General features: G+C 75.0%; 21 protein-coding genes and 1 pseudogene. 13 read left to right on the top strand and 9 right to left on the bottom strand.

Annotated features, from left to right (window positions below; all coding sequences use genetic code 11):
• The 5 genes and pseudogenes from D476_RS0130510 to D476_RS0130490 form a co-directional block, all read right to left on the bottom strand.
• Window positions 1-303: pseudogene (locus D476_RS0130510) on the bottom strand (NUDIX hydrolase); the annotation flags it as partial.
• The gene (locus tag D476_RS0130505; protein WP_020380514.1) at window positions 300-1,019 is read right to left on the bottom strand and encodes an HAD family hydrolase; all 720 of its coding nucleotides are present in this window, start codon (window positions 1,017-1,019) and stop codon (window positions 300-302) included. The pseudogene D476_RS0130510 and the gene D476_RS0130505, both read right to left, overlap by 4 nt.
• Window positions 1,020-1,171: 152 nt before the next feature.
• Complete coding sequence (locus tag D476_RS0130500; protein WP_040728859.1) at window positions 1,172-2,098, bottom strand: VWA domain-containing protein; 927 nt, start codon at window positions 2,096-2,098, stop codon at window positions 1,172-1,174.
• Window positions 2,099-2,144: 46 nt separating this feature from the next.
• Complete coding sequence (locus D476_RS0130495) at window positions 2,145-3,137, bottom strand: DUF58 domain-containing protein (RefSeq protein ID WP_017627662.1); 993 nt, start codon at window positions 3,135-3,137, stop codon at window positions 2,145-2,147.
• Between the two features lie 3 nt (window positions 3,138-3,140).
• Window positions 3,141-4,223, bottom strand: a complete 1,083-nt coding sequence (locus D476_RS0130490; RefSeq protein WP_017627661.1) for an AAA family ATPase — start codon at window positions 4,221-4,223, stop codon at window positions 3,141-3,143.
• 254 nt (window positions 4,224-4,477) lie between these two features.
• Between D476_RS0130490 and D476_RS0130485 the strand changes: the two genes are divergently transcribed.
• From D476_RS0130485 to D476_RS0130465, 5 genes are all read left to right on the top strand, one after another.
• A complete protein-coding gene (locus D476_RS0130485; protein WP_239648872.1) occupies window positions 4,478-5,254 on the top strand; it encodes a hypothetical protein in 777 nt (258 codons plus the stop codon).
• Between the two features lie 155 nt (window positions 5,255-5,409).
• Window positions 5,410-6,420, top strand: a complete 1,011-nt coding sequence (locus D476_RS0130480) for an iron chelate uptake ABC transporter family permease subunit (protein WP_017627659.1) — start codon at window positions 5,410-5,412, stop codon at window positions 6,418-6,420.
• Window positions 6,421-6,651: 231 nt separating this feature from the next.
• The gene (locus tag D476_RS0130475; RefSeq protein WP_017627658.1) at window positions 6,652-7,308 is read left to right on the top strand and encodes a coiled-coil domain-containing protein; all 657 of its coding nucleotides are present in this window, start codon (window positions 6,652-6,654) and stop codon (window positions 7,306-7,308) included.
• A gap of 622 nt (window positions 7,309-7,930) precedes the next feature.
• Window positions 7,931-8,776: an SDR family oxidoreductase gene (locus D476_RS0130470; protein WP_017627657.1), complete on the top strand. Its 846-nt coding sequence runs from the start codon at window positions 7,931-7,933 to the stop codon at window positions 8,774-8,776.
• Between the two features lie 184 nt (window positions 8,777-8,960).
• Window positions 8,961-9,293 (top strand): 4a-hydroxytetrahydrobiopterin dehydratase, encoded by a 333-nt coding sequence (locus tag D476_RS0130465; protein ID WP_017627656.1) that lies wholly within the window; start codon window positions 8,961-8,963, stop codon window positions 9,291-9,293.
• A gap of 1,262 nt (window positions 9,294-10,555) precedes the next feature.
• Here D476_RS0130465 and D476_RS0130460 read toward each other — a convergent pair.
• Window positions 10,556-12,151 carry an AMP-binding protein gene (locus tag D476_RS0130460; RefSeq protein ID WP_017627655.1) on the bottom strand — a complete coding sequence of 532 codons (1,596 nt, stop codon included), beginning with the start codon at window positions 12,149-12,151 and terminating at the stop codon, window positions 10,556-10,558.
• Window positions 12,152-12,280: 129 nt separating this feature from the next.
• Here D476_RS0130460 and D476_RS0130455 point away from each other — a divergent pair, with 129 nt between their 5' ends.
• Window positions 12,281-13,315 (top strand): acyltransferase domain-containing protein, encoded by a 1,035-nt coding sequence (locus D476_RS0130455; protein ID WP_017627654.1) that lies wholly within the window; start codon window positions 12,281-12,283, stop codon window positions 13,313-13,315.
• 72 nt (window positions 13,316-13,387) lie between these two features.
• Window positions 13,388-13,828, top strand: coding sequence for an Imm32 family immunity protein (locus D476_RS0130450; RefSeq protein ID WP_239648871.1), 441 nt, complete (start codon window positions 13,388-13,390; stop codon window positions 13,826-13,828).
• A 148-nt stretch (window positions 13,829-13,976) separates the two neighbouring features.
• Here D476_RS0130450 and D476_RS0130445 read toward each other — a convergent pair whose 3' ends face one another.
• A complete protein-coding gene (locus D476_RS0130445) occupies window positions 13,977-14,807 on the bottom strand; it encodes an arginase family protein (RefSeq protein WP_017627652.1) in 831 nt (276 codons plus the stop codon).
• A gap of 83 nt (window positions 14,808-14,890) precedes the next feature.
• Window positions 14,891-16,096: a heparan-alpha-glucosaminide N-acetyltransferase domain-containing protein gene (locus D476_RS0130440; protein WP_017627651.1), complete on the bottom strand. Its 1,206-nt coding sequence runs from the start codon at window positions 16,094-16,096 to the stop codon at window positions 14,891-14,893.
• A gap of 531 nt (window positions 16,097-16,627) precedes the next feature.
• On the opposite strand from D476_RS0130440, the gene D476_RS0130435 reads away from it, so the two are divergent.
• A complete protein-coding gene (locus D476_RS0130435; protein WP_017627650.1) occupies window positions 16,628-17,371 on the top strand; it encodes a class I SAM-dependent methyltransferase in 744 nt (247 codons plus the stop codon).
• Between the two features lie 28 nt (window positions 17,372-17,399).
• On the opposite strand, the gene D476_RS0130430 is transcribed toward D476_RS0130435, so the two are convergent.
• Window positions 17,400-17,726, bottom strand: coding sequence for a hypothetical protein (locus D476_RS0130430; RefSeq protein WP_017627649.1), 327 nt, complete (start codon window positions 17,724-17,726; stop codon window positions 17,400-17,402).
• Window positions 17,727-19,673: 1,947 nt separating this feature from the next.
• Between D476_RS0130430 and D476_RS0130425 the strand changes: the two genes are divergently transcribed.
• From D476_RS0130425 to D476_RS0130405, 5 genes are all read left to right on the top strand, one after another.
• The gene (locus D476_RS0130425) at window positions 19,674-21,092 is read left to right on the top strand and encodes a heparan-alpha-glucosaminide N-acetyltransferase domain-containing protein (RefSeq protein WP_017627648.1); all 1,419 of its coding nucleotides are present in this window, start codon (window positions 19,674-19,676) and stop codon (window positions 21,090-21,092) included.
• A 367-nt stretch (window positions 21,093-21,459) separates the two neighbouring features.
• Window positions 21,460-22,434, top strand: a complete 975-nt coding sequence (locus D476_RS0130420) for a tyrosine-type recombinase/integrase (protein ID WP_051061885.1) — start codon at window positions 21,460-21,462, stop codon at window positions 22,432-22,434.
• Between the two features lie 17 nt (window positions 22,435-22,451).
• The gene (locus tag D476_RS0130415; RefSeq protein ID WP_017627646.1) at window positions 22,452-23,243 is read left to right on the top strand and encodes an exodeoxyribonuclease III; all 792 of its coding nucleotides are present in this window, start codon (window positions 22,452-22,454) and stop codon (window positions 23,241-23,243) included.
• A 44-nt stretch (window positions 23,244-23,287) separates the two neighbouring features.
• The gene (locus D476_RS0130410) at window positions 23,288-24,064 is read left to right on the top strand and encodes an alpha/beta fold hydrolase (RefSeq protein WP_026124005.1); all 777 of its coding nucleotides are present in this window, start codon (window positions 23,288-23,290) and stop codon (window positions 24,062-24,064) included.
• Window positions 24,065-24,235: 171 nt separating this feature from the next.
• Window positions 24,236-24,535, top strand: coding sequence for a ribbon-helix-helix domain-containing protein (locus D476_RS0130405; RefSeq protein ID WP_017627644.1), 300 nt, complete (start codon window positions 24,236-24,238; stop codon window positions 24,533-24,535).
• Window positions 24,536-24,696 lie beyond the last annotated feature (161 nt).

The following is a 24,696-nucleotide window of genomic DNA, read 5'->3' as shown; positions in this document are numbered from 1 at the left end:
CCCGCCGCTGGACCAGGCGGGGCCGGGCCCCGGCCCCGCATCGCGGACCGCCGCATACGGGGCGAACAGCAGCCGGTCCACGTGCATGTCCACGGGACCCTCGGGCCCCTCCAGCGCCACCAGCTCGGCGCGCACGTCCAGCGCCTCCAGACGCTCGTGCCCGGCCAGCCCGGCCGACCGACGCGCGGCCTCCACCGGGTCCTGCCCGAACAGCAGCCGCGCGCCGCGCTCGGCCCCGGCCACGTGCACCGCGGTCCGGCGCACACGGCGCGCGCCGGGGCGCCCGAAGGCGCCGCCGCTCACCGCAGCTCCGGGGCGGTGACCAGGCCGACCAGGTCCCCCAGCCCCCCGATCACCCGCACGTCCTGCTGGTCGCGGTGGGCGCCGCGCCGGTCCACCAGCAGCGGGCGCATGCCCCCGGCCGCCGCCCCCAGGGCGTCGGCGTGCACCTGGTCGCCCACGTGCCAGCACATCTGCGGGTCGACCCCCAGCTGGCGGGCCGCGGTGTGGAAGATGCGCGGGTCGGGCTTGCCCGCCCCGGCCGTGTCGGCGCACACCACGGCCCGGAAGTGCCCGGTCAGGCCCATCCGGTCCAGCTTCTGGCGCTGCAGCTCCTCCACCCCGTTGGTGATCACCCCCAGGCCGATCCCGGCCTGGGCCAGCTCGGCCAGGGTCGGGGCCACGTCCGGGAATGCCTGCCAGGCGGCGCTGTGCGCCTCCAGGTACTGGCGGTACAGGTCGTCGCAGGCCTGGTCGGGCACGGAGGAGTGGCCGGCCTGCACCGCCAGCGCGCGGACGCGCTCGCGGCGCTGCTCCTGAAGGCCCAGCCGCCCGTCGATGTAGGCGCCGAAGGAGATCTCGGTCTGCACTTCCCACAGGGTGCGGGCGGCGTTGTAGTCGGGGTGCCCGAGCCGGTCCATCAGGGTGCGCAGGCCCGCGTCGCTGGCTGCCCTATCGTCCAGCAGGGTGTCGTCCAGGTCGAAGAAGATCACCGCGGGCGCGGTGGCGGTATCCGGCATCGTTCCCATTCTCTTATGCCTCGGCTTCGCGCGGAAGCTCAGCGGTCAGCGGCAAACAGGGCTACGTTACCGGTCGAACTGGGACGATGCGCCACCGGCGGCCGTATTGCGGGACGGCCCGGGCCCGGCGGGCCGGATGCGGCCAGGGCCCCTCAGGGGACCCGCTGGCCCCACAGCAGCGACGCCGCGGCGGCCAGCGCCCCCAGCAGCACCGCGGCGCGCACCCACCACACCACGTTCTCCTGGTATTCGATCTCACTCCCCAGTGAGGAGCCGATGTCCTCGTACACCTTGCTCAGCTCGGTCTCGGACTCGGCCTCGTAGAAGTAGCCGCCGGTGTCGTCGGCCAGGCGCTCCAGCGCCTCCTTGTCGATGTTGGCCTCCACCGGCTCGCCGTTGATCTCCACCAGCGCCGTGCCGCTGCCGAAGGCGATCGTGGACACCGGCACCTCGGCCTCGGCCGCGGCGCGCGAGGCCGAGGCCACCGGGCGGCCGCTGGTGTTCTCCCCGTCCGAGAGCAGCACGATCGCCGAGGGCGGCGGCTCCTCGCCCGATTCGGAGTCGAAGGACTCGATGGACTGCAGGGAGGCGAACACCCCCTCGCCGATGGCGGTGCCCGGGGAGATCTGCAGGTTCTCGATGGAGTCGGCCACCGCCTGGTGGTCCTGGGTGGGCGAGGCCACCACCCCGGCGGTGGCCGAGAAGCTCACCAGCCCCACGTTGAACCGGTCGGGCAGCGATTCCACGAACCCCACCGCCGACTCCTTGGCGGCGCTGATCCGGTCGGGGTCGACGTCGTTGGCGACCATGGACGGCGAGACGTCGATGGCCACCATGATGGTGGCGCGCTCGCGCGGCACCTCCACCGGCATGGCCGGCCGCCCCATGGCCACCGCCAGCACCAGCATCGTGGCCAGGAACAGCGCCGCGCCCACGTGCCGCTGCCAGCCCGGCCGCGCCGGGGCCACCCGGTCCAGCAGCGCCAGGTTGGTGAAGCGCGCCGCCTGGGCGCGGCGCCGCAGCTGAGCCCAGACGTAGGCGGCGGCCAGCGCGGCGACGACCACCAGCGCCGCGGCCATCCAGCCGGGGGACAGCAGGTTCACGGCATCGTCCTTTCGTCGCTGTTCAGCGGGGCCGGGCCGGGGTGTGGCGGGCCAGCCGGTGGGCGGTGGTGCGCTGGGTGACCACGAACCGGGCCATGTCCACCACCCAGTCCCGGTCGGTGCGCAGCACCACGTGCGGTACCCCGGTGCGGCGCAGCGCCGCGGCCACCGCCTCGCGCTGGGCGCGGGCGGCGGCGCGGTAGCGCTCGCGCACCGCCGGGGTGATCTTGACGGCGCGGGCGCGCCCGGTCTCGGGGTCGGCCAGTTCGGCCCAGCCCACGTCGGGCACGTCCAGCTCGCGCGGGTCGAGCACCTCCACGGCCAGGACCTGGTGGCGTGCGGTCAGCCGCCGCATGGGCCGCTCCCAGGGCACGGGGGCGCCGTCGGGCGGGGTGTCGAGGAAGTCGGAGACGACCACGCGCAGGCCGCGGCGGGTCTGGGAGCGGGCCAGCTCCTCCACGGCCGCGGCCAGGTCGGCGCGGCCGGGAGGGGCCGCGCCGGGGGCGGGCGGGGCGTCGCCGCGGGGGGCGGCGGCCACGGTGGCCATCAGGGTGGTCAGCGCCGAGCGGCCCGAGCGGGCGGGCCAGCGGCGTACGCGCCCGCGGTGCAGGAAGTAGGCGCCGAAGCGGTCGCCGACCTTCTGGGTGAGCACGGTGACGGCGGCCAGCGCCCCCACGGCCACGTCGCGCTTCTCGCACCCGGCGGTGCCGAAGTCCATGCTGGGCGACAGGTCCAGCAGGGTCCAGGTCTCCAGTTCGCGGTCGGCGACCTGGTCGCGCACGTGCGGCACGGTGGTGCGGGCGGTGACGGCCCAGTCCATGTGGCGCACGTCGTCCTCGCCGGGCAGGTAGCGGCGGGCCTCGGCGGGCTCGCTGCCCGGTCCCTGGCGCAGGCCCAGGTGCTCTCCGTGCAGCAGGCCCTCCATGCGCCGCACGATGCGCAGGTCGAGGCGGCCCAGGGCCTCGTGGGCGCGCGGGTCCAGCAGCGGGGCCGGGCGGCGGGGCGGGGCGGCCATGCCTCAGCCCGCCGCCATCGCCGCGGATGCGGTGTCGCCGTGGGGCTCGTCCCAGATGACCCGGGGCGGGGGGACGGCGGCCAGGACCCGGTCGACGACCTGTTCGGTGCTGACGCCGTCGGCCAGGGCGTCGAAGGTGAGCACCAGGCGGTGGGCCATGACGTCGCGCGCCAGGACCCGCACGTCGTCGGGGAGCACGTAGTCGCGGCCGCGCAGGAGGGCCAGGGCGCGGGCGGAGGCGACCAGGCCCAGGGTGGCGCGGGGGCTGGCGCCCACCTCCAGGACGCGGCGCAGGTCGCCGATGCCGTACTGGTCGGGTTCGCGGGTGGCCATGACCAGGCGCACCACGTAGTCGGCGATGAGGCGGTGCACGTGCACCTGTTCGGCGGTCTCCTGCAGCTCGCGCAGGGTGACCGGGTCGAGGACCTGGTGGGCCTGGGGCGGGGCGGTGCTCATCCGCCGCAGGATCTCCATCTCCTCGTGGGCGCGGGGGTGGGGGACCTGCACCTTCATCAGGAACCGGTCGCGCTGGGCCTCGGGCAGCGGGTAGACGCCCTCGGACTCCACGGGGTTCTGGGTGGCCACGACGATGAAGGGGTCGGGCAGCGGGTGGGTCTGCCCGCCCAGCGACACCTGGCGCTCGGCCATGACCTCCAGCAGGGAGGACTGGACCTTGGCGGGGGCGCGGTTGATCTCGTCGGCCAGGACGAAGTTGGCGAAGACCGGGCCCAGCTCCACGTCGAAGCGTTCGGCCGAGGGCCGGTAGATGCGGGTGCCCACGATGTCGGAGGGCACCAGGTCGGGGGTGAACTGGATGCGGGAGAAGGACCCCCCGGCGACCTTGGCCAGGGTGGACACCGCCAGGGTCTTGGCGATGCCGGGCACGCCCTCCAGCAGGCAGTGGCCGCGCGCGATCAGCGCCACCATGGTGCGCTCGACCATGGCGTCCTGGCCGACGATGACCGAGGAGACCTCCTGCAGGGCCGCCCGCAGCAGCCGGGTGGAGTCGGCCGGGGCCTGCTCGCCCTCGCCGCCGTGGCCCGGGTCGGGGGCGGCCCGGCCCGCGGTGTCGTCGTCCTGCTGCATTCGTCCAGCCTTTCCGCCGGCGCCCCGCGGGGTGCCGGAGCCGTCCTCGCCGCCCGGCGTGTCGGGCCGCTGTCGCGCCGACCGGGCGGCCGCATAGCATTGGGCCCGCGTTCCCTGAGTCCCCTCCGGGCGGCGGTTGGATTCCGCACGGAGAGTCGGGAATGCTCACACATCGGCGATGCTACCGCCGCGCGGGCGGGCAGGGGCGCCCTGGAGCGGGCGCGGCGGGCTCGGATGAGGTCTTGGGGGTGTGCGTGGACGCGGGAGGCGGACTGCACGAGGGCGACCCGCGCCAGCTGGGCGGGTACCGTCTGCGCGCACGCCTGTCGTCCTCGCCCGAGGGCACGGTGTACGCGGCCGTGGACGCCGGCGGCGATCCGGTCGAGGTGGCGCTGCTGAGCGAGGGGGCCGCGGGCGACCCGGAGGCGCGTGAGCGGTTCCGTGCGGCGGTGGCCCGGGGGCGCAAGGGCTCCGGCGGGCCGAAGGTGCTGGCCTCCAGTACGCGCGCCTCGGCTGCGGCGTGGGTGGCGGTGGCACCGGCCGGCGGCGGGGGTGCGGCCGCGCTGCTGGAGCCGGTTTCGGGGGGCGCGGGGCGGGTGCGCTCGGGCGCGGCGCCGTCGTTGCAGCCGCACTGGTCGGCGCGCACGGCCCCGGCGTCGGGGCGGTGGTTCTGGCCGCTGCCGGGCGGCGGCGGGCAGGCGGCGGCCCCGCGCGCCAACCGGGCGGTGGTGGTGGGCATGGTGCTGTTGCTGCTGCTGGCGGTGCTGTTGGTGGTGCTGCTGTACTTCTGGCTGTCGCTGCTGTCCCAGCAGGCCGGGGCGCAGGTGGAGCCGTCCCCGTCGCCCTCGTCCAGCCCGAGCCCGTCGCCTTCTCCCTCGCCGTCTCCGTCGGAGTCGGGGGAGGGGGAGCCGGAGCCGAGCGAGGGGCCCTCGTCCTCGCCGTCCGATGGGCCCTCCTCGGACGTTCCCGAGGCGCCGTTGGACGACGACGACCTGTCCACTCTGCCGCAGGACCCCCAGACTCTGACCTGACCGGGCGCTGCGCCCCCGGCCCGGCGGGGACCTTGGTCCGCTCCGGGGCAGGGGCCCTTTCCGCCTTCGGGGTGCCGGGCTAGCGTCGGCCGCATCCGCGGGGCGCGGATCCGGCCGTGGGCGGCTGGGCCCCGTTCGGAGGGGGAGGGGGCGTGATGCTCGGCGGCCGTCGTGCGGCCCGGGCGGGTGCCGCCGGTGCGACCGCCGTGCTGCTGGCCGCGTCGTCGGTGGCGGCCCTGCTGGTGGGCGAGTACCCGGTTCCGTGGCACGAGCTGGCGCGGGCGCTGGCCACCCCGGGCGGTGAGCCGGGGTCGGTGGGGTTCATCGTGTGGGAGCTGCGGGTGCCGCGCGTGGTGGCGGGGGCGGGTGCCGGTGCGGTGTTCGCGGCGGCCGCGGCGGTGCTGCAGGGTGCCTGGGGGAGCCGCGCGCTGGATGTGCGGCTGTTGGGCATGGGCGGGGGAGCGGTCCTGGGGGCGGTGCTGGCCGGGCCGGTGGGGCAGGCGGGGCCGGTGGAGCGTGCGGCCGCGGCGGCTGCGGGGGCGCTGGCGGCCGGGGCGGCGGTGACCGCGGTGCTGCGGCGTATGGGTGCCGGGTGGGGCCCGGTGCGGCGGGCGGCGGCGGGGCCGGTGGCCGATGTGGTGTTGACGGCCGCGGCGGTGGCGGCTGCGGCGCGGGCGGCCGGTGGGTGGGAGGCGGCCTGGGCGGGCCTTGCCTGGGTGGCGGTCGGGACGCTGTCGGGGGCCTTGGAGCAGGCGCTGGTGCTGGGTGCGCTGTGTGCGGCGGCGGTGGCGGCGGTGCTGGTGTTGTCGGCTGCGGGGCCGGGGCCGGGCGGGGGCCCCTGGGGGGCCGTGGTCCCGGCGGCGGTTCTGTGCGGGCTGGGGACGGCGCTGGCCGGGCCGCTGCTGCTGGCGGGTCTGCCCGGGGCCGTGGTGGGGAGCTGGATCGGTGGGGGGCGCCCGGTGCGGTCGGTGGCGGCTGCGGTGCCGGTGGGGGCGTGCACGGTGCTGGTGGCCGATGTGGTGCTGCGGTCGGCGGGGGAGTGGGCCGAGCCGGCGGTGGGGCTGGCGACCGGGGCGGTGGGGGTGGCGGTCCTAGCGGCCGTGGCGGCCTCGGGGCGGGCGGAGCCGGTGCGGCGGCGGCGCGAGCCCAGGGGAGCGGTGCGGTAGTGCCTTAAGGGGGGCGTGGTCGGCGTCCGAGCGCGCTTGGGGCGGATGCGTGGCGGGTTCTGCCAGCGCTCTGCGAACCCCATGCTATAGATCTACGACGTAAAGTAGGGGAGGTGGTGCCTCCACATCCCCAAAAACACAACAGCGGAGCGGCTCCGCCGCACCGAACCCCCAAGGTCGCCCTGTGCAAGGGGGGCGGGTACCGCGCCCGCTATGGAAGGATCTGCCTCCATGAGTCTGGGAAAGTGGCTGAACCCCTCGACATGGCGGCGCCCGCGCGACTTCGAGTCCCGACTGGCCGCCCTGCAACCGAAGTTGCAGCGCCACCGCGATAACGCGGCCCAGGCCCGGCAACGCGGAGGCGCCGAACTGCGCTGCCTTCTGGCCGAGGCCGAATACGAGCGCGCGCAGCTCACCAAGACCATCGCCGACCAGGCCCCGACGCTGGGGGCGGAGTGGTCCGAGCGGCACGACGGCCTGCTGCTGCGCCTGATCGAGATCGACGCCCGTACCGGACAGGCCACCGACACCGGCGTCCTGCGCACCGACCTGCGCAGCCTCATCGAACAAGGACTCGCCTCAGACGCCGGACACGCGGCGCGCGAGGCCCTCGACCGCGCCCAGACCGAACGCCTCGAAGCCGAGAAGGCACGCCAGGAGGAACGCTCCAACGCCACTTACCAGGCCGAACGCGACAAGCTGATCGACCACATGGCAACCCTGGCCAAGGAAATGGAGGCTACGGGCCGCCCCGACGCGGCCGCCGAGTGGGAGCGGCAGCAGGAGAAGTCGATCGAGAAGCTCGTGTTCATGGACCGCACCGCCGGCAGGGACAGCGACCCCGACACGGTCCGCGAGGAGATCCGCCGCCGCATCGCCGACAAGTGAGCCGCACACGGTCTGTGGGCCGCGTCCGTCGGAGGCTGAGACCTCCGTTCGACCGGTTCCGCGCGATCGTCGCGACATCGGGGCGGCCCGGCCGATGGCGTCCGCCGGGCTGGTGGAGCTTTCGGCGGCCGCCCTGGCACGGTGGGCCTTCGGCCGCCCGCCGACAGGCGGGGGCGCCGGTGGGGGCACCGGCCCTGAGGCGAGGACCGTCCCAATGCCGTGAGGGGGGCACCGGAACGCCATCCACGCCCCGGCAGGAGACGGGCGTCGATGAGCCAAGGGCCCTGGGGCGGACGGTTGGTCCTTCGCAGGCTGCGTCAGGCCGTCGTCCTGGGCGACCAGACCGGGGAGGCCCCCGGAAGACCGCATGCCCGACCCGTGCGCGACAGGGTGCGCCTGCCGCGATCCTGCCCGGCCCAGCCCGTCCAGTCCGGGCCGCTGCTCTCCCCGCCCCGCGCCCGCGTCCGGCCGGTCTCTACGGCCAAGGCACGGGCATGCGCACAGGGGAGCGCGGCACCCCCCACGAGAAATCGGTGGTCTACCGCCACGCCCGCCGATAGCCTGCCCGACCGCCGCGCCGAACAGCCGCTCGGCGCCGACACCCGGCAGGCAGGAGCGCACCGTGGACGAACGCCCCATCCACCCCCGCGACCCCGTTCCCGAACGCCCGGTGCGCCCCCTGCTGGGGCGCTCCGCGCTGGTCACCGGGGTCAGCAGGCGCGACGGTATCGGCTACGCCGTCGCCCGCCGCCTGGCCTCCTACGGCGCCTCGGTGTTCTGCCACCACTACGGCCCGCACGACGCGGGGCAGCCCTGGGGCGCCGACGACACCGACGCCGTCCTGGAGGGGGTGCGCGCCGCCCGCACCGACCCGCAGGCCCGCGTCGAGGGCGCCGGGGCCGACCTGGCCGCGCCCGGCGCCCCGCGCGAGGTGTTCGAGGCGGCTCGGGCATCGCTGGGGCGCGTCGACGTGCTGGTGTGCAACCACGCCCGCTCGGGCGGTGATGCGGGCCTGGCGGGGGTCACCGAGGCGATGCTGGACGGGCACTGGGCGGTGGACGCGCGTTCGCCGCTGCTGCTGGCCCAGGCCTTCGCGGCCGCGCACGACGGGCGTCCCGGCGGCCGCATCGTCTTCCTCACCTCCGGGCAGGGGCAGGGGCCGATGCCGGGGGAGGTCGCCTATGCGGCCGCCAAGGGGGCCTTGGCGGCGATCACCCTGACCGTGGCCGATGAGCTGGCCGACCGGGGCATCACCGTGAACACGGTCAATCCGGGGCCGGTGCAGACCGGTTACATCGGCGAGGGGGTGGAGGGCGCGTTGGCGCACAAGCTGCCGATGGGGCGCCTGGGCAGGCCGGACGATCCGGCGCGTCTGATCGCGTGGCTGGCCACCGATGAGGCGCGTTGGATCACCGGGCAGGTCTTCAACAGTGAGGGCGGGTTCGCGCGCTGGCGCGACCGGCCGTGAGCCCGCGGGGGGCGGCTGCTGCGCATGGGGGCCGGGGCCCTGATTGGCGGGGCGCCCGCTGAGGTAGGACACCCACGAGCGCGCCCCTGGGGGTGCGCCGGACAGGCAGGACCGTACCGGCGACGACGATCGGGACGGACGGCGGGGGAGGGCCCCTGTCGTGCGGCCTGGGAGGCGATGGGCGATGGCAGTGCTGGACGAGAAGCAGATCACCGACGGGCTGGAGCTGCTGGAGGGGTGGGAGTGGCACCCTGAGGACGCCGAGATCCGCCGGACGGTGGTGATGCCGGACTTCATGTCGGTGGTGCACCTGGTGGAGGCCGTTGCGCACGCGGCGGAGCAGGCGGGGCACCACCCGGACATGGACATCCGGTACAACCGGCTGACGCTGCACCAGACCACGCACGCGGCCGGTGGGGTGACGGAGGCGGATTTCGCGCTGGCGGCGCGGATGGACGAGCTGATCGCTGACGCCCAGCCGCGCGGCGGGAGCGGCGAGGGGCCCGAGGGCGGCTGAGCGGCGGGGTGGGGGTGGTCTGCGCGGGCCGGGGTCCGGGCGTGTGCGCGGTGGTTGCTGTTCTTGGCTGTGAGGGCTGAGCTGGTGCCCCGGTGCCGGGGCCCGGCCGGGCGGCGGGTCGCCGGAGTGTGGGGTGGCTGGGCAGCAGCGGCAGAGGGCGGCGCTCCTTGCGGCAGCACCGTCGGGCGACAGGCGCGTTCGTCGTCACCGTGATGGGCGGCGGCGGGGTGAGCGGGGCGTTTCCCGGCCCCGCCTGCCGTCCACCGGGCCTTTCGCGGTCCGGGCGGGCGGCGCGGCACCGGGGTTCGCGGTCTTCGGCGCCCGGGGCGGCCGCCGGACCCGCACCGAGGACTCCGACGGGGCTGTGACCTGGGGGAATACTCCGCGTTAGGTGCGGGTGGGGGTGGGAGGCGCGTCCAGCGACGTTCCCGGCGGCCCCGGGGCGGCGAAGGGCGCGATTCTAGAACATGTTCTGCAAGTGGTATGCCCTGTTCGTGCCCGATTGGGGTGTTCGACTCGGGGGCGGGGGTGACCGCGCGGCCGCCCGGACCCCTCCGCCGGGCTCTCTGGGGCCGCACGGGGCCGATATCGGCTACAGGCGGTGACGCCGGGCCCGGAAAACGGCCCCGGTGTGCCGTTTAGGGGCCTGTCGGCATCGAAACCCGTTCACGTATCGCGATGAACGCACGCCCGCTCCGCCCGCGACGCCGTTCCGACCGTCGAACAGGACGAGGGGAGCCCCTTCGCACGCCTGGAACCGGCCGAAACGGACACCGGGTCGGTAGTGGCGGACCGGAACCCGCCTTCCGGGCTCCGCATGCACCCCGGAGGCGTCCTGCGTCGTGGAACCGCCGCTTTCAGGGCGATGAGGGCGCACCGGCCAGGAGGCCGCCACGAGCGCGGGCGACCGCCCGCCCTCCCAGCCGCGCCGCCTTCCCGGACCGCGAGGAACCCGACGCCCGGCAGGCAGGGCCGGGGAACCACCCCGCTCACCCCCTCGCCGCCTACTCCCCTGCACTCCGGCGGCCCGCCGCCCGGCGAGCAGCCCCAAGTGGGGCCCCAGCTCATGCCGGTGCTGCCGACCAGGGCGGCCACGCACACGCCGCACGGCCGACGACGCTGGCGGAAGGGGCGCGGCCCTTCGTCGTCGCCTTCCCGCCCCACACCCCGGCACCCGCCGGACGGCCGGGGCCACCGTGCGGGGCACCTGCCGGTCCCGTCGCCGCCGCCTTCGGCTCGCCCGGGGCCCCGGGGCGCCCGCCTCACCCCCGGCTGCGCGGGCCCAGGCGCGAGCGGCGGATCTTGCCCGACGGGGACTTGGGCAGCTCCTCCACGAAGTCGATCGTGCGCGGGTAGGCGTGCTCGGCGAACCGCCCCCGCACCAGCTCCCGCAGCTTCTCCGCCAGCTCCGGGCCCGCCTGGGCCCCCTCGGTCAGCACCACGGTCGCCGCCACCGTCTGGCCGCCCTCCCCGTCCGGGGCGCCGTAGACCGCCGCCTCCACCACGTCCGGGTGCTCCAGCAGCGCCGTCTCCACATCCCCCGGAACGATCCGGTACCCCGCGACCAGGATCGCCTCCTCATCGCGGGAGGAGAAGAAGAAGCACCCCTCCCGGTCGCGCACCGCCGTGTCCGCGGTGACGAACCACCGCCCGTCCGGGGTCAGCCGCGCCTTCGGGTCCCCGGTGTACCCGCCGAACCAGTACACCGCGCTCTGCCGGGCGTCCACGGCCACACGCCCCAGCACCCCCGGCGCCGCCTCCACGTCGTCGAAGGGGTCGAGCACCGCCACCGACCACCCGGCGAGCCCCGTGCCCTGGGAGCCCGGGGGCACCTCCACGGCCGCGTCCGGGTGCTGGTGCTGGCCCACGCACACCCCCAGCTCGGCCTGCCCGTAGTGGTCGCGCACCGGCGCGCCGAACACGTCGCCCGCCCACTCGACCACCCCCTCGGGCAGCGGCTCGCCCGCGCTCGACAGGCGCCGCACCGCCACCTCCGGCGGCAGTGTCTTGACCGTCGAGCGCAGCGTCCGGTACAGGGTCGGTGCGGCCACCAGGTTGGTGACCCGCTGCTCGGCCAGCACGTCCAGCACCAGCTCCGGGTCGGCGCCGGCGCGCAGCTGCAGGCTGGCGTGCCCGGCCAGCAGGGGCGCCACCAGCCCGAAGTAGAGCCCGTAGTGCCAGCTGGGGTCGTGGGTGTTCCAGTACACGTCGTCCCCGGCGACGTCCAGGCCGTAGCGGAAGTGGGAGTGGAAGGCGGCCAGGGCCCGCACCGGCACCTCGAACCCGCGGGGGACGCCGCCGGGGCCGGGGGAGTACAGGTGCAGGAACGGCGCCGAGCCCCCCACGGCCTCGGCCCGGGGGATGGGCCCGGCACCGGCGGCCAGCCCGTCCAGGGTCAGGTCCCCGGCCAGGCCGCCGGGTCCGGCCACCGCCACCCGCCAGGGGCCCGCGTCCTGCAGCTTGTGGCGGACGCGCTCCTCGCACACCACCAGGCGGGCGCGCGCCCCGGCCAGGCGGGTGCCGATCGCCGCGGGGGCCAGCGCGGTGAGCAGCGGGACGTGCACGGCGCCCAGCCGCCAGGCCGCCATGGCGGTGGCCGCGAGGTCGAAGCCGCGGTCCAGCAGGGTGGCCACCCGGTCGCCGGGGCCGATGCCCAGGCGCGCCATGCCCGCTGCCAGGCGGCCCGAACGCCGGGCCAGGTCGGCGAAGGTGTGCACCGAGGGCTGCAGGTCCTCGCCGATCTCGGTGACGGCGACGGCCGAGGCGGGGTGCCGGTCGCAGAGCAGGTGGGCCACCGATGCGGTCGGGGCGTCGTACATGGCCAGCCAGTCGCGTACCTGCTGCGCCGGGGTGGGCATCGGTGGGCGTCCTCGATTTCTACGGTATTGGGGTGTTGGTGGCGTTCGGTATAAGAGTATGCCTTGGTGTGTGATGGTGCCCTCATCCACGGGGGCCCACGCCCGAGCCCGGGGAAGGGGAGAGGCCCGATGCACGACCACGCGACGCCCGACACCGTCGCCCTGTGCGAACGCCACGGCCTGGGCGCCGACACCGCCCGCTGGCTGGACGCCGCGGCCGGGCTGCCCCACCCGTCGGGCAGGGGCGCCGCCGACCCCCTGACCGCCGAGGCCGGGCCGCTGCTGGAGCCCTTCGCCCTTGAGGCGGCCGACCACGCCGAGGTCCTGGCCGCCTGGCCACACGCCTCCTGGCCGCCCGGGCTGCTGTACCTGGTCGAGCGCATGGCGGCGCGCGCCGCCGCCGACGCGGGCACCGCCCCCGACTGGCAGGACTGGCCCGCCCTGCAGTACGCGCGGGACGTGCGGGCCCGGTGCGCGCCGGTGGTCGCCTTCGCGGTGTCGCTGCCCTGGTACCTGGAGCGGCAGCGGGGGCTGGGGGTGCCCGACGAGGTCACCTTCGCCACGCTGCGCGACGTGGGCCGCCAGGTCGCGGCCAACCGCCGCATGTTCGGCGGTGTCGGCCTGGAGACCGCCGGGTGGGTCGGGGTGCAGTTCCGGTCGGGCCTGTACGAGCTGGGGCGGCTGCAGTACGAGCCCAACCGGCTGGCCAACCAGGCCTCGGTGCGCTGGTTCGACGCCGGGAGCGCCCGCGCGCTGGGGCGGGGCGACCTGTACCCGGGGCAGCCGTGCCTGCGGATCCACATCCCGACGGGGCCGCCGCTGGAGCCCGGGGCCGTGCGGGACTCGCTCAAGCGCGCCCGCCGCTTCTTCCGCGACGCCCTGGGGGCCGACTACACCGTGGCCACGTGCTCGTCGTGGCTGCTGGACCCGCAGCTGCCGCAGGAGCTGGGCGGCGGCAACATCGCCCGGTTCCAGGAGCTGTTCACGCTGGTGGAGGCGTCTGCCCCCGGTGATTCGGACGTGTTCCGGTTCGTGCACAACCGCCCCGACACCGACCCCGGGCGCGCGCGCCGCGCCACCCGGCTGCACCGCGTCACCGCCGACCATGTGGCGGCCGGGGGGCACTGGCACGTGCGCACGGGGTGGCTGGACCTGCCCGAGTGACACCGGAGCCTGCCGGGCGGTGGGGCGCTAGCAGGACCACGAGCCGCAAGACGCGTAGATCCGAAGTGCCCGATGGCGTTCGCCAGCTGGCAGGCATCATGGGAGTCCAACCTTGAGGGAGAACTGCCAGTGATACTCAACTGTGGCACCGTGTGCGGCGAAGTGGGCATCACGGCGTCGGCGGAAGAGCTGAACCGTCTGGCAGATGCGGTGGCCAAGGGTGAAGGGCTGCTCAGCTCCACGGCGCCGGCCGCTGACGCCCTCGCGGGGGTCGAGGTCGAGAAGACGCCCGGCCCCGGGGTCCTCATCCACCTTGATTCCGAGCGGCACATCCTTGTGATCAGCGGTGACGCCGCAGGAAGGGCGGTGCTCGCGGACAATGTACGCGACATGGCCTCAGCCGAGGACGGAGGCCACCTCCACATCGACTACCACCCCGGGCACTTCTACCTTGCGGAAGGGTCTGTGCCGTTGGTGGTCAACAGTCCGCACGGAGGCATGCCGACCCGGTGAAGTGTCCGCGTAGCCGAACTTCGGACCTACTCGTCCGGGGGCAGCACTGCACAGCCTTCCTGCGCTGGGCCTACCGCACGCCCGCGACCCCGGACCACTGCACGGGCGCATGGGCGGCGAACAGGACACCGCTCCCGGCGCTTCCCGCTCACACCACCGGGTCGCACAGCCCCAGCGCCGACAACAGCACGGTCAACCGCTTGGGGTCGTGCTCGATCACCGGGGCGTACTCGCACACCCCGATCCCCACCACCGTGTGGTGCCGCGCCAGCGCCGCCAGCACCCGGGCCACCGCCTCCACCGGCGGCCCGCCCGGCTCCGGACACGCCACCGCCGGAACCTCGGCCGGGTCGCACACATCCACGTCCACATGCACATAGGCCGGGGTCCCGGCCGTGCGCCGGGCCGCCACACCCTCCGGGTCGGCCACCACCGCCTCGGGACCGGCCACCGCCAGCCCCTGCGCCCGCACGACCTCGGCCTCGGCCGGATCGAACGACCGCGTGCCCACCAGCGTCACGTCCCGCGCCGCCAGCGCCGCGCCGTCGCCGGTCAGCATCCCGTGCCCCTGGCCCAGCAGCGCCCGCAGCACCATCCCGTGCGCCCGCCCCGACGGCGAGGACTCCGGGGTGTTCAGGTCCGGGTGCGCGTCCACCCAGTAGCACGCCATCCCCGGATACCGTGCCGCCAGGTGCTGCACCGCCGCCAGGTCCGAGGCGCAGTCGCCCCCCAGCGTCAGCGTCCGCGCCGGGTCCCGCCGCGCCAGCCGGTCCCGGATCCGGCGCTGCGTCTGGGCCACCGTCTCCAGGTTCAGCACACCGCCGACCACCTGCCGGGGACCGTCGGTCACCGAGATGTGCAGCCGGCTGCCGCCCGAGGGCACCTGGCGCGCCAGCGCCGCCGACCCCGGCGCCACCCGCACGTCATCGCCGCCCTGCCACAGCGGCACCACCAGATCGACGTCGCGTTGCCAGACCATGGACCCACCCTAGGGGCGCGGGCCCGCCCCCGCACCGGATCCGCCCCGATCGGCCCGCGACCGGCAGCGGCCAGCCGGCGCCGTCAACCGGCCCGCACCCCTGGGCCGCGCCGGGAGAACGGCACACCGCCCAGGGCATCGCCCCCGCGCCGGGCCACCGCGGCCACCAGCCGCTCCAGCGGCCCCTTGCCGAACCGGCGCCGCCACGCCCAGGCCCCGGCCAGGGCCGCGGCGGCGAACGCCTCGGCCAGCAGCGGCGCCTGGCCCCACCCGGCCGCGCGCACACCCCATATGCCCAGCACGTGCGCCACGTACACCGTCAGCGACATCGCCCCCACCGCCGCCAGCGGCGCCACCGCCCGCGGCACCCGGTCGGCGGCCGCCAGGCACGCGGCCACCACCGCCATGCCCACCCCGGCCGACCCGGCCACCTCGAAGGTCGTCCCGCTGTGCGGGACGCTCGTCAGCAGCCAGGCGGGGCCCTCCAGCGGCACCGCCCCGTGGAAGTAGGTGTGCGCCCCCACCCGCGCCGCCTCGGCCGGGGAGGCCAGCGCCCACAGTGCCAGGCGCGCCCCGCCGTACCCGGCGGCCGCCAGCACCGCGCCCCAGGCGGCCATGCGCGTCCGCACGCGCCCATCAGCCAGGTCCAGCCGGCCCAGCGCCATCCCGGCGAGCACGTAGGGCAGGAACGACACCGCCGGGAACATGCCCGTCAGCAGGAAGGGGGCCGCGCCGGTGGAGAACAGCGCCGCATGCGCCCACCCGTCGGGCGCGAGCCCCTCCAGGAGTGAGCGGGCCAGGTAGGACAGCTGCGGCCCGGCCAGCGCCCACAGCGCGGCCACGGCGTACAGGCGGCGCGGCGCCGTGCCGAGGAAGGGCAGCGCCAGCAGCAGGAAACCGCCGTAGTGGGCGATGATGATCGCCACCGGGGTGTCCAGCCAGATCAGGGCCAACCCGATGGCCACCAGGCACCCGGCGCGCACGGCGATGCGGCGCCGGGCCGTTGCCAGCAAGGCTCCGGAGGGGATCTGCGCGCGGCCGCTCATCATCGCCAGCGCGATTCCGGCCAGCAGCGCGAACAGGGCGGAGGAGCGGCCGTGGGAGGCGGTGCGCACGGCCTCTTGGAGGGGTTCGGGGGTGAAGGGGGCGCCCAGGTGCACGGTGAACATCGCCAGGACGGCCAGGGCGCGTGCCAGGTCGAGCCCGGAGAGCCTGCGGGCGGCGCGGCGCGCAGGCGCGGGGGACGGCGCGGCGGAGGCAGGGCTGAGGGAGGGGAGGGCGGTGGTCAAGCGCGGGGCCTTCCTGGCCGCGTGGGTGCGGGCCGGGGCGTCGTGCGGGGGAGCGGGCGGGGCGGCGGGGCCGTGGAGCGCGGGACAAGGCGGCACGGAAACCGCAAAGGGCACGTCATGCCGCCGTCAAGAGTAAGCGGCGCCCGCAGGGCAGGGAAGGCACCGGCCAGGGGCGGACACGAGGGGGGCGGCGCCGGGGCACGGTGCCCCGCCGCGGTTCCCGGCACAGGGCGCCCCGCACACCACGGGGGAGGAGTGAGGGGAATCACCCTGCTGGTGACCTGCGAATTCGCCGATTCTCCCGGACCGGGGTGCGAGGCGGTCGAGCCGGACGAGGACGGGGTGGCGGGCGGCCGCGTGTTCGGCGGGGCCGGGGCGCCGTGCCGGGTACACCGCCGGGGCCCCATGGGCCCGGGGCACGCCGCAGGGGCTGCGCACTCCACACCGCGATCCGCCACGACCGCCTGATCGGCGCCCCGGCCAAGCGGCCGCCGATGGCCTGCGACCAAATCAACGATCTAGGCTCGGTCGATGGAACGCGGAACCGAACAGGCCCAGGCGAACGACTACGACGGCTTCGCCGAGGACTACGCGGCCGAGAACGACAACAACCTGATGAACGCGCGCTACGAGCGGCCCGCAATGCTCGCGCTCGCCGGAGACGTGGCCGGACGCCGGATCCTGGACGCCGGCTGCGGCGCGGGCCCCTTGGCCGCCGCCCTGCGCGACCGCGGCGCCCACGTCACCGGCATCGACGCCAGCACCGGGATGCTGGCACTGGCCCGGCGGCGCCTGGGCGGCGACGCGGACCTGCGCCTGGCCGACCTGAGCGACCCGCTCCCGTTCGCCGACGGCGCCTTCGACGACGTCGTCGCATCGCTCGTGCTGCACTACCTGGAGGACTGGGGGCCGACCCTGGCCGAGGTGCGGCGTGTGCTCAGGCCCGGCGGCCGACTGATCGCATCGGTGCACCACCCGTTCGTGGACTACATGCTCCAGGACCCCCGGCCCGAATACACGGCCACGACGAGCTATGACGATCAGTTCACGCTGGGCGGGCGGACCGTCCCGATGAGGTTCTGGCGCAGGCCGCTGCACGCGATGACCGACGCCTTCACCGCCGCGGGCCTGCGCATCGCAGCGATCAGCGAGCCGCAGCCCGACCCGGCCGCCCGGGAGCTGTTCGCCGACGACGCGCACGGCCTGGTGGCCCGGATCGGCTTCCTGTTCTTCGTCCTGGAGGCGCCGCCCGCGCCCTGCGGGTCGGGCGGGTAGGCGTACCGGGTGCTCATGGCGGCCCGGGTCAGGCGCCCTCAAGGGCGTCGGCGCGCCGGTCGAGGTCGGCGGCGATGTCGTCCCAGCCCGGTCCGTGCATCCACAGGTTCGCGGCTGCCTCACGCATCAGCGCCGGGTCGTCGGGCCGGTGGGTGAGGTTGCGGACCCGGACCGGCAGGTGCCCGTCGGCCACGTTCGGGCACAGCTCGCGCACCATCGCCAGGAGCGTGTCGGCGTCGGCGAAGGTCGGCTCCTCGATGAACCGGCTCTCGCTGTGTTCGAGCCCGCACGGGGGAGTGGGGCGGTATTCATCGCCGTACAGGCAGCGGGCGTGGTCGGTGAGCGTGCGGTGCATGGGCCGGAGACTACTGTCCGGTCCCACCCGTACCGGCGGGTCGAGCTGCGGGGTTACCGGGTCGGGGGAGACGCCGCCGGGAATGCGTCTCGCCCAAGGCGGGCGGCCGCCGAGGCCGTCTGGGCCAATCGGGGCGGTGACCGGTGAATCCCCGGCGGCCTGCGCGAGCGCGGTGGCCACCACCGGTACGCGGGCCCCGCGCCGTCGATGCGCGCTCGCCCACTCGGATGGAGAGAGACACCGGGACAGGCTGCTCGGGTCGGGTGAGAATCGCTCGGCAGGCCGCGTCCGTCGGGGTGGTGGAACTTCTCGCGGCCGCGCCCGCCCTTCGCCGAGCGGCCTTCGGCCGCCCGACAAGGGAACCGGGTCACGTGCGCTGGAGTGGAACCTCCGTCCGGTGATTATGTCGACGAGAAGTGAGAGCGCTCGGACGACTCGGTGCGACGCGGTGCCGACGGGTTCCGTCAGCACCACGGCCTTCCTCACCGCACTCGACGCCGTCAGGACTCATCGACACGACCCTGCGGCGAGCGGAGGCGCTGTCGAACCTCACCGATGAACGCTGTCCACACTCACGAACAGAACCAGTCCGGCATGGTCAGCCGGCTGGTCACGGTTCTGGGGCGGATGTTCGACCGAGCCGCTGCGATCGTCCCGGCCTCGGGCCGGTCCGGCCTTTGTGCCGGTGCCCTGTTCGTCGCCGGTCGGTTCTGGGCCGGATGGCGTCCGCTCTCGACGGTCGGCCCTGGTCCACCTGCTCATGGCGGCCATGGCTGCCGACGAGGCCCGCTTGTCGGTGTGGAGGCCGCGCCGACCCGTGCGGGCAGGAGTGACACCGTTCCAGTGGACGCGGCCGACCACTGCGTTGACGGGTGCGGCGGGGCCGGGTGAGGCGCTCCGGCGGGAGGTCTGGATGGCCGGGGGCCGGTAGGGGCGCTGGTTCGTCCGGTGGGCGGGGCGCAGGGCGGTCGAGGCGGCCATTGGTCGGTCGGCGGGGCGCCTTCGGCGGTTCGGGTGTGCTGGGGGCGAAAGGCGGTTTGGGGAGGGGTCTCCAGAACTCTACTTAACATAATGCTGATTATCGGCGTTTCGGGAGCCGGGTCGGAAGAGGGGTTCTAGAGGCGTCCTCGGGTCTGTGTGCGCCGGTGCGCCCGTGATCTGCTCGGTTCTCATCCGAGCTGCTCACCACCGGCCGGATTCTGACTCGTGTCAGGCGTACTCGGCGGATACCGGGCAGGTCGGATGGGACGGCCGCCGGCTTTGGGCCAGGTCGTTGGAATCCGCGCGCCTGTCGCCTCAAATGATCTGCTCAGTGCCCGGGCCAGAGTCCTCATCACCGTTCAGATCGGATGCGGCGCCTCGTCGGCGCGCACCGGCGACGGCGGCCCGGCCTGCGTCCCGTGTCGCTCGCGGGCCGTGGTGCCAGCCGACGGGAACCGCGCCGCGGCATCGGCTGCGGCTTGCCGTGTCCCTGCGGCGCTGGAGTCGTGTTTGTGCAGGTCGCAGGGGTGCTGTGTGTCCGGGGGTGCGGGTTTGCGCGAGCCGTATCGGCCTGTCCTGGCCCCTGCCCTGGGCTGTGGCCTGCGCGGGTCCCCTGCCCCTGGGCGGGCGCCCCCTCGGACGGTTTCGAGAGGGTGCGGTCCGGCCGGGTCAAGAGTGTGTCAAGCCCTGGAGCGCCTTCGGTGCCCCGGGCCGGTGCCCGCGGGGAGCGATCCATGTTTCATGCATAAAGTGCGTTATGCATGAAACTGGGGCGTTCTTGGCCTAACGCACATAGCGCCCATATCAGACACGCCGGTCCGGTCCGCGGGGTCACCGCCAGCGATAGGACGCGCCGCCCCGCCTCCGCGTTGTCCTTGCGGAACCGCTGCGGCGTCTCCCGGCCACAAGCGGTCACAACTCGCCCATCCCCCTGCAATCCGCCTCCGGGCGCGCGATCCTCGAAGGGTGTCGAACAGCATCAGCCCCTCCCCTCGCGACGGCGCGGCCGAGGCCACCGCCGACCCGACCGACGGCTCCCCCGGCGCCCCCGCGGCCGCCGGGGCCGGGCCCACCGCGCCCCCCGCCCCCTCCGGGCGGGCGGACGCCCTCCCCTCCCCTGCCCGCGGCGAGCGTTCGGGCGGCCAGGGCCCCGGCGCCCGCCCCGAGGGTGCGGGCGCAGGCGCCGCCAAGAAGGCGGCCGACCGCCTGGTGGGCATCGACGTGGCCCGCGGCCTGGCCGTGCTGGGCATGTTCGTGGTGCACGTGGGGCTGGGGTGGACGCTGGCCGACGGCAGCAATGCCCTGTACGGGCTGGTGTCGGGCCGTTCGGCCGCGCTGTTCGCCCTGCTGGCCGGGGTGTCGATCGCGCTGCTGTCGGGTGGGCCCACCCCCAGGACCGGCCACGACATGGGGGTGGCGCTGTGGCGGGTGGTCATCCGCGGGCTGATCATGCTGCCGGTGGGCACCCTGCTGACGATGACGGGCACCCCGGTGTCGGTGATCCTCGCCTACTACGCGGTGTTCTTCGTGCTGGCGGCGCCGCTGATGAGCGAGCGGTGGAAGATCGTGGCCGGGACGGCGGCGGTGCTGGGCGTGCTGGGCCCGGTGGCCTCGTTCTACCTGCGGGGGCTGATGGCCGGGGGCGGCCCGCTGCGGGGGCCGGTGGCGGCGGTGAACTCCTATGACCCGCTGGTGGCGCTGGCCGGGGACGGGGTGGTGAACTTCCTGCTGACCGGCGCCTACCCGGCCATCACGTGGATGCCGTTCGTGTTCGCCGGGATGGCCCTCGGGCGGCTGCGGCTGCGCCGCCGGGCGGTGCAGTGGTCGCTGGTGGGCGCGGGCGCGGGCTTGGCGGCGGTGGCCTACACGGCCTCGTGGGCGGCGCTGGCGCTGGGCGGGCGGGCGCGGCTGGAGGCCTCGTTCGACGCGGAGCTGATGGAGCGCTACGGCGGGGCGTCGAGTGTGGCCGAGGCGCTGCGGGAGGGGTTCCCGGGGGCGGTGCCGGTGAACGACTGGGCGTGGCTGCTGGTGTCCTCGGGGCACAGCGGGACGCCGTTCGAGGTGTTCGGTGCCGGGGGGATCGCGATCGCGGTGCTGGGGCTGTGCCTGATCGTGGCGCCCTACCTGCGGTGGGCGGTGTACCCGCTGGCGGCGGTGGGGGCGCTGGCGCTGACCACGTACGTGGGGCATGTGCTGGTGATCTGGCTGGCCGAGTCGGGGGCGGTGGAGGGTACGCCGCTGGGGTTCGTCTCGGACCGGTTGGACCTGACGGTGCTGGTGGGGGCGCTGGTGTTCGCGACGGTGTGGCGGCTGCTGGTGCGGCGCGGCCCGCTGGAGTGGCCGCTGCACGCGGTGTCGATGTGGGCGGCCAAGCGCATTCCGTGAGGTGGGCCGGGCCGGGTGGTCGCGGGGCGGGGTGCGGGGCGCCCCGCCCCTTCGTCGTGTCGGCGCGGGCGGGCCCCTCCCCTGCCCCGGCCGCGGCTGCCGGGGGCGGTCGAACAGCGGTGTGCCGGGTGTTCGAAAACGCCCGGGGCCAGTGTGGTGGGCGGGTGCGGGATCGGGGATGGTTGGGGGCATGAGCACTGCGGAGTTCGATGGAGGTTCGGTGCAGGCGGACGGTTCCGGCGCGGTCCCGGGGCCCGGCTCCGGGGCGGTGCCCTCTCCCGGCGGTGGGGCCCGGTCCGGTGGCGGCGCCGGGGAGCCGGAGGGGCGCCGGGCGGTCGATGCGGTGGAGGACTACCTGGTGGCGCGGATGGCGGCCAAGCCGTCGCCGCACACGGTGGCGGCCTACCGGCGCGATCTGCGCGGGGTGCTGGAGTGCGCGGCGCGGCCGCTGGGCCGGCCTGTGGGGGGCCTGGGGCTGGCCGAGCTGGATGCGCGGGTGATGCGCAGGGCGTTCGCGGATTTCGCGGTCGAGCGGGCGCCCTCCAGTGTGCTGCGGGCCTGGTCGACGTGGAACGGGTTCTTCGGGTTCTGGGTGGCCGAGGGGGCGTTGGCGGGCAATCCGATGCAGGCGGTGGGGCGTCCGCGGCCGCGGCAGGGCGAGCCCAAGCCGTTGATGGGCGAGGACACCCCCGAGCGGCTTTTGGAGGCGCTGGCGGCGGGGTGCAGGCGGGCGCGGGACCCCTGGCCCGAGCGGGATCTGGCGGTGATGGCGCTGGCGCTGCTGACGGGGCTGCGGTCGGCGGAGATGCTGGGGCTGCGGGTGGATTCGGTGAGCGGGCGGCCCGGTGAGCGGCGGGTGCGGGTGGTGGGCAAGGGGGGCCGGACGCGGTCGCTGCCGATCGAGCCGCCGCTGGAGGCGCTGGTGGAGGCGTATCTGCGGTCGCGGGAGGCGCGGTTCGGGGTGCGGGTGCGGGGGCGGGATCCGCTGCTGGTGGACAACCGGGGCGAGGGTCTGCGGCGGGGCGGTCTGCAGTACCTGGTGCGGCAGTGCTACCGGCATGCGGGGGTGCACGACCGGGTGGCGCGGGGGACGCTGGTGCACGCGCTGCGGCACACGTTCGCCACGCGGCTGGCCGAGGACGGTGCGTCGGTCACCGAGATCATGCGGCTGTTGGGGCATACGTCGTTGACGTCGTCGCAGTCCTACATCGATGTGACGGCCTCGGCGCAGCGGGAGGCGGCGCGGTCGAACCGGACCTACGGGGTGCTGCGCAGGCTGTCGGAGGAGGGCGGCGGGGTGGAGGAGGCCGGGGTCGGCGGCGGCGGGGCGGGGGCCCACTAGTGTGTGGGCCTGTGCCTATGGAGATCTCGACGGTGAACGTGAACGGGTTGCGGGCGGCGGCGCGCAAGGGGTTCGTGGAGTGGCTGGGGGCCACGGGGGCCGATGTGGTGTGCCTGCAGGAGGTGCGGGCGGTGCCTGAGCAGTTGCCGCGGGAGGTGGCCGCGCCGCCGGGGTGGCATGTGGTGGTGGTGCCGGGTGGGGTGAAGGGCCGTGCGGGGGTGGCGGTGTATTCGCGCGGGGACCCCGAGGGGGTGCGGGTGGGGTTCGGTGCCGGGGAGTTCGCCGGGTCGGGCCGGTATGTGGAGGTGGACCTGGGGGCGGTGACGGTGGCGAGCCTGTACCTGCCCTCGGGCGAGGTGGGGACGGTGCGCCAGGAGGAGAAGGAGCGGTTCATGGGGGCGTTCCTGCCCTACCTGGTGCGGCGTCGGGCCGAGGTGGAGGCGGCCGGGCGGGATCTGGTGGTGTGCGGGGACTGGAACATCGCGCACCGGGAGGAGGATTTGAAGAACTGGCGGGGCAACCGGCGCAGTTCGGGGTTCCTTCCCGAGGAGCGGGCGTGGTTGTCGCGGGTGTTGGGCGAGGCGGGGTATGTGGATGTGGTGAGGGCTTTGCATCCGGGGCAGGCGGGGCCGTATTCGTGGTGGTCCTACCGGGGCCGGGCCTTCGACAACGATGCGGGGTGGCGGATCGATTACCAGGTGGCCACTCCGGGGCTGGCGGCGCGGGCGGTGTCGGCGCGTGTGGAGCGGGCGGCCTCGCACGATGCGCGCTGGTCGGACCATGCGCCGGTGACGGTGTCCTATTCCTGAGTGGTGCTTGAGTGCGGGCCGTGTGAAGGGGCGGGGTGTCGGTCATGGGTGTTCCGGTCGTGCTGGTGCACGGGTTGCGGGTGTCGGGGAGCATGTGGCGTCCGCAGGTGGAGTTCTTGCGGGAGCAGGGGCGGCAGGTGGTGGCGCCGGATCTGCCGGGGCACGGTGAGCGGCGGGGTGAGGAGTTCTCGCTGGGGCGTGCGGTGGATGCGGTGCTGGAGGCGGTGGACGGGGTCGGCGGGCGTGTGCTGCTGGTGGGGCTGAGCCTGGGGGGTTTCGTGTCGATCGCGGCGGCGGCGGCGAGCCCGGGGCGGGTGGCCGGGCTGGTGGCGGCGAGTTGTACGGTGCGTCCGGCGCAGTCGTTGGCGCAGGTGTACCGGATTCCGGCGGCGTTGTTGGAGGTGCTGCCGGACAAGGGGTTGTCGGTGAACGAGCGGTTCCACCGGTTGACGCTGCCCGATGAGGGGGCCGATGCGGTGCTGGACGGCGGTTTGGCGATGGAGGCGGCGCGGTCGGTGATCGATGAGATCGCGGACATGGACGTGCTGGGGGCGCTGGGGTCGTATCCGGGGCCGGTGTGGTTGGTGAACGGTGCGCGGGACCATTTCCGGATCCATGAGAAGCGGTTCATGGACGCCTGTGCCCAGGGGCGTTTGGTGAACGTGCCGCGGGCTGGGCACATGGTGAGTCTGGACCAGCCGGTGAACTTCTCGCGGTTGGTGGGCGATGCGGCCGATGTGGTGGCGGTGCGTGAGGCGCGGCGCGGGGTCGAGGGCGGTGAGGGGCAGTCGCGGGTGCTGGAGGGGCCTGCGTCGGGGTGAGGTGCGCGGTGTTCTCGCGGTGAGGGGCGGCTTTCGGGCCGCCTCTTTTTGGTGCCTCGGTGGTGATGTCGGTGGTTTTCCTGTGGCGGTCGGTGGCGGGGCTGTAGCTTCACGTCGTCCGTCCTGTTGGATTCCCTCTGTGCTGGGCGGACCGGTGAGTATGATGAACGTATGAGCGAGGTGAAGAAGCGCGTGACGGTGACGTTGGACCCCGAGCTGCTGGCGTGGGCCGAGCAGCTTGTGGAGGCGGGCGAGGCGCGGTCGGTGTCGGCCGTGGTCAACGAGGCGTTGGCCGACAAGGTGCGCAGGCAGGAGAACGCGAGCATCCTCATCGAGCAGGACATGCACGAGGCGCGTCGGCGCGATCCCGAGGAGTTCGAGCGGGCCATGGAGTGGGCGCTGGGTATCACCGGCGGTCCCCTGCCCGAGCTGCCCGGGGACGGCGCTACGGACGGCGAGGCGGCGGCATGATCGGCGGCAAGATCCTGACGGCCTCGGCGCTGTCGTCGTGGATCGACGGGTCGGTGTACATGGCGGCGCTGGTGGGTGTGGCCAAGCGCAAGGTGATCCCCCTGCACGTGCCCGCCCTGGCGTTGCTCCATGGTGCGTCCTGGAAGCTGTGTCAGGCCAGC

The sequence above is a fragment of the Nocardiopsis chromatogenes YIM 90109 genome, from assembly GCF_000341185.1.
Classification (GTDB): domain Bacteria; phylum Actinomycetota; class Actinomycetes; order Streptosporangiales; family Streptosporangiaceae; genus Nocardiopsis_A; species Nocardiopsis_A chromatogenes.
Note: the sequence above shows the minus strand (reverse complement) of the source record. Positions and strands in the feature narration are given on the sequence as shown.